Raw genomic sequence first — 9175 nt, 5'->3', positions numbered from 1 at the left:
GGTCCTCGCCACCGCCGGCCACGCCCTCGGCCGGGCCCTCGCCGGCCTGGTGGCGCTGCTCGATCCGCAGACGGTGGTGGTGGCCGGAGGCGCCGGCAGAGCGCTGCTGCCGTACGCCCGAAGCGCGTATGCCGCCGAGCGGCTGCCCGTCCACGCCGACGTGACGCTGGTCCCGGCCGCGCTCGGTGACGCGGCGGTCGCCGTCGGCGCGGCCCGGGCGGCGATGACCCGGCGGGCCATGTGCCTGCCGTCCGATCCGGGGCCTGCCGGTCCCGGCAGCCGGCCGCGGTCGGTCACCTTCCCGCGCACCACCGAAACGGAGCCCCAGTGAACGTTCTCGACACCCTCCGCGGCGGCCTGGTGGTCTCCTGCCAGCCGTTGCCGGACGAACCCGCCGACCCGATGCGCGACGCATCCGTGCAGGCGAGGGTCGCCGCCGCCGCGGTCCTCGGCGGCGCGGCCGCAATCCGCGCCAACGCCCCCGAGGACATCGCCGCCGTGCGGGCGGCGGTGGACGTGCCGGTCATCGGCCTGTGGAAGGACGGCCCCGGGCCGGTCGTGATCACGCCGACCGGCAGGCACGCCCGAGCCGTCGCGCAGGCCGGGGCGCACCTGGTCGCCATCGACGCCACCGACCGTTCGCGGCCCGAGCCGTTCGCGGCCGTCGTCGCGGCCGCCCACGCCGCCGGCGCCCTCGTCCTGGCGGACGTGTCCACCGAGGCGGAGGGACAGGCCGCGGCCGACGCGGGCGCCGACGCCGTCGCCACCACGCTCTCCGGCTACACCCCGCACACCCCGAAGACCCCGGGGCCCGATCTCGGCCTGCTGGAACGCCTGGTCACGCGGCTGTCCGTGCCGGTGATCGCCGAAGGCCGCTACCGCACAGCGGACGACCTGCGACGCGCCTACGCCGCAGGGGCACACGCCGTGGTGGTGGGCAACGCCATCACCTCACCCCTGTACCTGACCAGGCAGCTGGCCCGGTCAGTTCCCGCTCACGCCGACGCGAACGGAGTGCACCCCTGATGAGAAGACGCACGGTCCTTACCGCCGGAGCCGCCGTCCTGGCCGCCCCGCTGCTGGGCCTCACCCCGCAGGCGGCCATCGCGGCCCCACGTCCGAGCCGCCGGATCGCCCTCGTCCCCCTCGACGACCGGCCCGTCAACGTCTACTGCCCGACCATGACCGCCGCCGTCGCCGGCGTCGACCTGGTGCTGCCGCCGCGCAGTACCCTCGGCCGCTTCTTCCAGCCCGGGGACGGCGCGGCCGTCGCCCGCTGGCTGGGCTCGGCCGGCGCCGACGAGTACGTGATCTCGGTGAGCATGCTCGCCTACGGCGGCCTGATCGCCTCCCGCACGGGCACGCCCACGCTTGAGTCGGCGCGGGCCAACATCGCGGCGATCCGGGCACTGCGGGCGGCCCGGCCGAGCGCGCAGATCGTGGTCCACGACACCATCCAGCGCCTCGCGCTGACCCCCGGCAACCCCGACCTCGAACAGTACGTGGCCGCGCTGGTCGAGTGGGCCAAGCTGTACGACCAGGTGGAGAACCTCGGCCGGGAGGATCTGCGGCCCCGGCTCACGGCAGTGCGGGCCACCATCCCGGACGCGGTGGTCGACGACTACCTGAAGGCGCGGGCCCGCAACCACGAGGTCAACCGGCAGATGGTCGAGTGGGTCGCCGACGGCACCATCAGCCATCTGGTGCTCTCCGAGGACGACACCGCCCCGGTGGGCCTGGCCCGGGCCGAACGCGTCGAACTCGAAAAGCTGGTCGAGCAGTTGGGGGTCGGCCGGCGGGTCGAGGTCTTCCCCGGTGCGGACGAGGTCGACGCGCTGCTGGTCGCCCGGCTGATCGCCGCGGGCACCTCGCCCACCTACCGGGTGGAGTACGCCGGGATCTCCGGCGAGCAGTGGACGGCGGAACTCGAGGGCATCCCGTTCGCGGAGAACATCCGCCGGCACGTGAAGTCCGTCGGCGGCACCGTCGTCGACGGCCGCGCCGACCTGGTGCTCATGGTCAACACCCCTTCGGCGAACAAGGACCAGCGGGCTGCCGACCTCGCCGCGTTCGCCCGCCGGGTCGCCGGGCTGACGACGGCCGGGGAGTCGGTCGTCGTGGTGGACCCGGTCTTCGTCAACCGCGCCGACCACGACCTGGTGGCCGAGCTGGAACAGCGCGTCGACCTGGCCGCGCTGTTGTCGTACTCCGGCTGGAACACCGGCGGCAACGCCCTCGGTCTGGCCCTGGCCCACGGCACCGCTCGCTGGGCCTTCCTGAAGCGCTCGACCAGCGGGATGGGGGTACCGGCGCTGACCGAGCCGGGCCGGGCGCACGCGGAGTACCTGCTCTACCGGTTCGTCAAGGACGACCACTGGAAGAACGTCCTCCAGAAGGCCGCCTACGCGGAGGCCAGGTCCAAGGGATGGAACCCGTTGAACCTGACGGCCGAGCAGAAGGCCCTCTTCGACGGCTGGGTCCGGGACCGCCTCGCCCCGGCGACCCGCCAGTACTTCACCGACCACTTCGCCGGCCACCGCCTCGTCCTCGGCTACCGCGGCGCGACCACCCGCACCGCCAAGCTCGCCGCCGTCAGCGGCGTCCACGTCGAACTGCCCTGGGACCGCCTCTTCGAGGTGACGCTCGAACCCCACCTCACCCTGGCCTGAGAGGAGTGCGCACGATGCAGCACAGCCCCCGCCGCCGCAGTATCCTCATCGCCGGCGCCGTCGGTCTCGCCGGGGCCGCCCACCTCACCTCTCCCGCCGTCGCGGCTCCCGGCCGCACCGCGCCCGTCACGCCGCCCGCGCCCGCGCTCATCCCCAAGCCCCGCTCGCTGAAGATGACCGGCGGCCGTCCGTTCGAGATCACCGCCGGCACCGCCGTCGTGGTGCGACATCCGGCCCCCGAGGCCCGCCGCACGGCCGAGTACCTCGCCGGCCGGCTGCGCCGGGCCACGGGCCATGCCATCCCGGTCGTCACCTCCGGCGGCAGCCCGCAGGCCATCACCCTGGCCGTCGACGACGAGACCCCTACCGCCGAGGGCTACCGCCTCGACGTCACCCACGGCGGCGTCCACCTGCGCGCCGCCGAACCGGCCGGTCTCTTCTACGCGACTCAGACGCTGCGTCAGTTGCTCCCGGCCGCAGCGGAGTCCGGCACCCCGCAGGGCGGTCCGTGGACGATCTCCCCGCTGCACATCGAGGACGCCCCGCGGTTCCCCTGGCGCGGGTCCATGCTCGACGTGGCCCGGCACTTCTTCACCGCCGAGGAGGTGAAGAGCTACATCGACATCCTCGCCCTGTACAAGATCAACCGCCTTCACCTGCACCTCACCGACAGCCAGGGCTGGCGCCTGGAGATCAGGAGCTGGCCCCGCCTGGCCACCTACGGCGGCTCCACCCAGGTCGGCGGCGGCCCCGGCGGCTACTTCACCCAGCGCGAGTACGCCGAGATCGTCCGCCACGCCGCGGAACGCCACATCATGGTGATCCCCGAGATCGACATGCCCGCCCATGTCCTCGCGGCCCAGGCCAGCTACGCCGAACTCACCTGCGACGGTGTGGCACCGCCGCTCTACACGGGCGAGAAGGGCGTCCCCAACTCGATGTGCATCGACAAGGACATCACCTACCGGTTCATCGACGACGTCCTCGGCGAACTCGCCGACCTCACTCCCGGCCCCTACCTGCACATCGGCGGCGACGAGGCGCTGGCGACCGCGCCCGAGGACTACCGCCGCTTCATCAGCCGCGCCCAGCAGACCGTGCACGGCCTCGGCAAGCGGATGGCCGGCTGGGAGGAGGTCGGCCTCGCCGACATCGCCCCCGGCACCGTCGTCCAGTTCTGGGCCGACGCCGCGAAGGCCCGGGCTGCGCTGGCCCAGGGCGCCAAGCTCGTCCTCTCGCCCAGCAAGAAGGCGTACTTCGACATGAAGTACGACGCCGGCACGCCGATCGGGCACGACTGGGCCGGCTACACCGACGTCCAGGACGGCTACACCTGGGACCCGGTCACCTACATCCGCGGCGTCACCGAGAGCCAGGTGTACGGCGCCGAGGCCGCGCTGTGGACGGAGCGGGTGGCGACGTTCGAGGAGGTGCAGTACATGACGCTGCCGCGGCTCCCCGGCGTCGCGGAGATCGGGTGGTCGCCGGCCGACGGGCGCGAGTGGGAGGAGTACCGGGTACGGCTCGCCACGCACGCGCCGCGGTGGTCCGAGCTCGGGTGGCGGTACCACCGATCGGTGGAGGTGCCGTGGGGGTGATCCGGTGACGGGGTGGCCTCCGGCGGCCAGGTGACGTGGTGACCCGGTGGCTTGGTGACCCGGTGATCGCTGCTGGGCATCGGTTCGGCTGAGACCGCCGGCGTCGACAGGCGGCTCGACCGTGTTCGATGCGGTGATGTGAAGCAGACGCCGTTCCCCACTGGAGCACCCTCGTTGCCGAGAGCACGCCAGTGGGGGATGTGGGGGGAGCCGCCCTGCCTGATCCCCTGGTGGTGCCAGACGGCCTTCTCGTCAGTCGGCGATCGGGTGGGAGACGGTGCGACGAATCGACTTGTCGAACCGGCCCAGGCGAGGTTGCAGGCCTCGTCGGCCGGTGCGGGCCGACCTCCTCTGGGGCACACCGCTGATCGTGGGACGGCCGTGCCCGCCACCGTGGTGGCTGGGCGGCCGTTCCCGGGACCTGGCCAACTCCGCCTGCCCGTAGGTCAGTTGTCTCCGAAGTCGAACTCGGCGGTGACGGGGGCGTGGTCGCTCCAGCGCTCGGCGTGGGAGGCCGCGCGCTCGACGTAGGCCTTGACGGCGGTGTCCGCGAGCTTGCGGCTGGCCATCAGGTAGTCGATCCGCCAGCCGGAGTCGTTGTCGAAGGCGCGGCCGCGGTAGGACCACCAGGAGTAGGGGCCGGTGCGGTCGGGGTGGAGGGCGCGGACGACGTCGACGTAGCCGGCCTCGTCGAGGACGCGGGAGAGCCAGGCGCGCTCTTCGGGGAGGAAGCCGGCGGACTTCTGGTTGGCCTTCCAGTTCTTGAGGTCCTCGGGCCGGTGGGCGATGTTCCAGTCACCGCAGACGACGACCTCGCGGCCGTCGGCGGCGGCGCGGGCGCGCAGGGCGGTGAGGTGGACGAGGAATTCCGCCATGAAGCGTTCCTTCTCGTCCTGGCGCTCGGTGCCGACTTCGCCGGAGGGGAGATAGAGGCTGGCGATGGTCAGGCCGGGCAGGTCGATTTCGGCATATCTGCCCGAATTGTCGAATTCATCCGACCCGAATCCGATCGCCGTGCGCTGCGGCTCCTCGCGCGAGAGGACGGCGACGCCGGCCCGGCCCTTGGCGGCGGCGGGGGCCCAGATCGCGTGCCAGCCGTCCAGGTCGCGCAGTTCGACGGGCAGTTGCCCGGGCTCGGAGCGCACCTCCTGGAGGCAGACCACGTCCGCCTCGGTGCCGGCCAGCCACTCGACGAAGCCCTTCTTGGCCGCCGCCCGGATTCCGTTCACGTTCACACTCGTCACCACGATCACCCGGGCAGCCTACCGACTGGTCACCCCCGGCCCGAATCGTGACGCGCGGCGGCCGGCCGCCTCCCATCGCAATGGTGACAGTGACTGACAGGAGATGTCGTGAACGTGGCATGAATATGGGCGACGGTCACACCAAGCCTCGGCATTGGTCTTGACCATCTCCGGATGGAGCCCCTAGGGTCACTTACTGCAAGGACCTTTAATAAAGAAGGACGGATAAAGGACCGCTCTCCCACCTGCCGCAACAGCGAGCAGTGGGCCCGGGATCCGGCCTCCTTGTCGCAGGGCGGACAACATCAGGGTGGAGGACACGGTGGGTACGACGGGACAGCTTTCTGCGGTGCCGGAGCCGAAGTACTGGCACCTGCGCACGGTGCTGCTGCGGGCCATCGACTCGGAGTTCTCCACCGGTCAGGTGCTGCCCAACGAGCGCGAGCTCTCCGCCCGCTTCGGCGTGGCGCGGGCGACGCTGCGGCAGGCGCTCGACCAGCTGGAGCTGGAGGGCCGCCTGGTGCGCCGTCGGGGGATCGGCACCCTGATCGCCGCCCCGCGGGTCGGCGTCCCGGTCAACCGGCAGGAGGAGGGCTGGCCCGGCGCCGCGCGCAGCCAGGCCTGGCGGGTGGTGGACTGCACCACCGCCCCCGCCTCCGCGCAGCTGGCGCAGGGCCTCGGCATCGCGGAGGGCGCCACCGTGCACACCGTGCGCCGGGTCCGCCTGGTCGAGGGCCGTGCGGTGGCGACCGAGTCGCTGCACGTCCCGGCCGCCGCCCTGCCGCACCTGCCGGGCTTCCGGGCCGAGAGCGACCGCGCCCGTTCGGTGCTGCGCCAGCTGGAGCGCCTGGAGGTGGACGGCGAGTCCCGCTCGGTCGAGCTGGGTGTCGCCGAGGCCGAGCAGGCCGCGCTGCTGGAGCGCCCGCCGGGCTCGCCGGTCCTGGTCCTGATCACCCAGTACGCCTCGGCCGGCCGGCTCGCGGCGCTGGCGATCGCCACCTACCGGGCGGACACCTGCAAGCTGACCTTCGGTGAGACCGGCCTGGTCGAGGTCACCCCGGTCGGTGCGACGGCCGCGGTCCGCACGGCCTCCTGAAGTACGGCTTCCCGAAGCCGGCTTCCCGAAGCACGGCGGTCCGAGGCGTCACAGTCCGAGGCACCGCCCCCTGAACCATTTTCCGGAAACCCTCAGGCCGAGGCCCGGACGCCGATCGGCGTCCGGGCCTTTGCCGTTGACCGGACCGCGTGGTCGCCGTTCCCGGGGGCGGGCCGCGGGAGGACGCGGCGGCGGTGGGCCTCCGGCCGGGCGCTCGATGTGGCGGAGCGTCGCCCGTGGGGATGCATCGGCGGGGATGAGTCCGTAGGGATGAGTCCGCGGGGCGGCGAGGCGCCCCGCGGGTCGCGCGGCTACGCCCGGGGCGGGTCGACGGCGAAGAGCTGCTCCTCGACGTGGTCGAGGGCGACGCGCAGCGCGCCCATCGCCACCACCTCGGAACCGAGGGCCGCGAGGGCGACCTCCGGGGCGCGCAGGGTGAACTGGGCCAGGCGTTCGCGCAGCGGGCCCAGGACGCCGTCGAGGCCGGCCGCCCAGCCGCCGATGACCACCAGCTGAGGGTCGATGGCCAGGACGAGCGCGGCGACGCCCTGGACGAGGCGGGTGAGGAAGCGGTCCATGGCGACCTTGGCGATCTCGTCGCCCTCCCTGGCCAGCCGCAGGACGCGGGCCACGGCGGCCTCGTCCAGCGGGTTGAGCGGCTTTCCGGTGGTGGACAGCAGGCGCTCGGGGGTGACCTCCTGGCCGAGCAGGTGCAGGGCGCCGATCTCGCCGGCCGCGCCGCCGAAACCGCGGTGCAGCCTGCCGCCGATCAGGGAGCCGGCGCCCGGGCTGAGGCCGGCCATCACGAAGACGACGTCGTCGGCGCCGACCGCCGAGCCCTGCCAGTGCTCGGCGATGGCGGCCAGGTTGGCGTCGTTCTCGATCAGGACCGGGCAGCGGAAGGAGCGCCGCAGCTTGGCGCCGAGGTCGAGTCCGGTCCAGCCGGCCATCGCGGTGCCCAGCTGGATGGTGCCCTCGCGGTCCACGATGCCGGGGGTGCCGATGCCGACCGACCACAGGTTGTCGCGGGAGATGCCGGCCTTGCGCAGCACCTCGGCGACGGCGGTGCGGACGGCGGCGAGCCGGTCCTCGGCCTCCAGGGTCTCGTCCACCGGCTTGAAGTGACTGCCCACCACCTCGCCGGTGAGGTCGGCCAGGATGACCCGGATGTCATGGACGCCGATCTCGATGCCGAGGATGTGTCCGGCCTCGGCGCGGAAGCGGAACCAGCGGGCCGGGCGGCCCCGGCGGCCGGTGCCCGGCTGGCCGTCCTCCCTCGGCTGCTCGACCTCGGCGACCAGCCCGGTCTCGACCAGGCCCTCGATCACGCCCTCGACCGTGGGACGGGAGAGCCCGGTCTCGCCGACGAGCTGAGTGAGGGTCACGGAGTGGCCGTTCCGCAGCGCCCGAAGCGTGACCGCCGCGTTGATCCGCCGCAGCAGCGAGGAGTCTCCTCCGGTGAGCCGATCCGCCAATGCGATGCCCTTCGCCGTTCGCGCGACTGCCCTGGCGCGCGGTGTCGAGTGCGCGGTGCCCACCGAATGGCCCGCGGGGGAGCGCCCCCGGAGAACGCGGCAGGGCGGCAGGGGGCCGCCTGCGCGAGGGCCGGAGGACATGCGGGAGCCTACCCGGGGACGGGCCCGGGCGGCGAGGATCTTCGCAGCTCATCCCGGCTTCGGTATCGAAATGGTACGGATCGGCTGGCGGTGCGTGACCCGGGCTTCACCGCCCGGCCACGGCCGGCCCGCGCCCGGGCCGCAGGGACCGCACCGACCGGGGGGAGCGCTCCGACAGCAGCGAGCCGAGGCCGCGCCGGGAGCCGGCCGTCAGGGCGCCGACGGCGAAACAGGCCGCGCCGACGGAGCCGATGGACAGCAGACTGCCGATGGAGAGGACGGACCCGGCCGAACCGATCGACAGCACGGATCCGGCCGAACCGATGGAGAGGACGGATCCGGCCGAACCGATGGAGAGCACCGAGCCGACCGAACCGATCGACAGCACCGAGCCGATGGAGCCGATGGAGCCGAGGGATCCGATCGAGCCGTGGGAGGGCGGAGCCGGACGTGCGGAAGCGGTCATGCCCTTGATCGTAGCCAGCCCTCCCCGTCCCCGCGCCCGCAGCCGGCCTGCCCCGGGCGCTCAGCTGATCCGGGCCTCAGTGCACCCCGGGCCTCAGTTCACCGGGCCTCAGTGCGCCCGGGCGCTCAGTTCACCCGGGCCGCGAACAGCCGTTGCCCCAGCAGGCCCATCGGGTGTCCGTCCTCCGGCAGGGTCAGCACCGCCGGGCAGCCGGCCGCCGTGAGCGCCGCCCGCCACTGCTCGGCCGGGTGGGCGATGCCGCCGCCTGGGTCGCCGACGTCGCCGGTGATCAGCAGGTCGAGCTGTTCGGCGGTGGGCGCGAGCAGCAGCAGCCGGCCGCCGGGAGCGAGCCGGCGGACCAGCGCCGGCACCACCTCCGCCGGCCGCCCGGTCGCGGCCGCGGTGGCGACCACGAGGTCGTAGCGGCCGCCGTCAGGGGTGCGGTGGTGCTCGGTGTGCCGCCGGGGCGGCCCGGCGGCGAGGGCG

Annotated in this window: 9 protein-coding genes; 5 read left to right on the top strand and 4 right to left on the bottom strand. The window is 73.5% G+C overall.

From position 1 onward, the window contains the following. The 4 genes from BU198_RS18200 to BU198_RS18185 all read left to right on the top strand — a co-directional run. A partial coding sequence (locus BU198_RS18200; protein ID WP_188297922.1) for an ROK family protein occupies positions 1-331 on the top strand: 331 nt, incomplete at its 5' end. Continuing rightward, positions 328-1026, top strand: a complete 699-nt coding sequence (locus tag BU198_RS18195) for an N-acetylmannosamine-6-phosphate 2-epimerase (RefSeq protein WP_188297921.1) — start codon at positions 328-330, stop codon at positions 1024-1026. The genes BU198_RS18200 and BU198_RS18195, both read left to right, overlap by 4 nt. After that, positions 1026-2669: a DUF4127 family protein gene (locus BU198_RS18190; RefSeq protein WP_188297920.1), complete on the top strand. Its 1644-nt coding sequence runs from the start codon at positions 1026-1028 to the stop codon at positions 2667-2669. The genes BU198_RS18195 and BU198_RS18190 overlap by 1 nt, the downstream gene beginning before the upstream one ends. Before the next feature lie 14 nt (positions 2670-2683). Further along, positions 2684-4267, top strand: a complete 1584-nt coding sequence (locus tag BU198_RS18185; protein ID WP_188297919.1) for a beta-N-acetylhexosaminidase — start codon at positions 2684-2686, stop codon at positions 4265-4267. A 446-nt stretch (positions 4268-4713) separates the two neighbouring features. Here BU198_RS18185 and BU198_RS18180 read toward each other — a convergent pair whose 3' ends face one another. Continuing rightward, a complete protein-coding gene (locus BU198_RS18180) occupies positions 4714-5520 on the bottom strand; it encodes an exodeoxyribonuclease III (RefSeq protein WP_188297918.1) in 807 nt (268 codons plus the stop codon). A 313-nt stretch (positions 5521-5833) separates the two neighbouring features. On the opposite strand from BU198_RS18180, the gene BU198_RS18175 reads away from it, so the two are divergent. Then, entirely contained in the window at positions 5834-6607 is a 774-nt protein-coding gene (locus tag BU198_RS18175; RefSeq protein ID WP_188297917.1) for a GntR family transcriptional regulator, read from the top strand. 311 nt (positions 6608-6918) lie between these two features. Here BU198_RS18175 and BU198_RS18170 read toward each other — a convergent pair whose 3' ends face one another. The 3 genes from BU198_RS18170 to BU198_RS18160 all read right to left on the bottom strand — a co-directional run. Then, positions 6919-8082 (bottom strand): ROK family protein, encoded by a 1164-nt coding sequence (locus tag BU198_RS18170; protein WP_223244575.1) that lies wholly within the window; start codon positions 8080-8082, stop codon positions 6919-6921. Positions 8083-8329: 247 nt separating this feature from the next. Beyond that, on the bottom strand, positions 8330-8689 hold the full coding sequence (locus tag BU198_RS42240; protein WP_223244574.1) for a hypothetical protein: 360 nt from the start codon (positions 8687-8689) through the stop codon (positions 8330-8332). Positions 8690-8814: 125 nt separating this feature from the next. After that, on the bottom strand, positions 8815-9175 hold a 361-nt coding region (locus tag BU198_RS18160; RefSeq protein ID WP_223244573.1), incomplete at its 5' end, for a hypothetical protein.

It is taken from the genome of Streptomyces sp. CBMA156, assembly GCF_014596515.1.
In the GTDB taxonomy this organism is placed as follows: domain Bacteria; phylum Actinomycetota; class Actinomycetes; order Streptomycetales; family Streptomycetaceae; genus Kitasatospora.
This window is presented reverse-complemented; position numbering and strand designations above follow the sequence as displayed.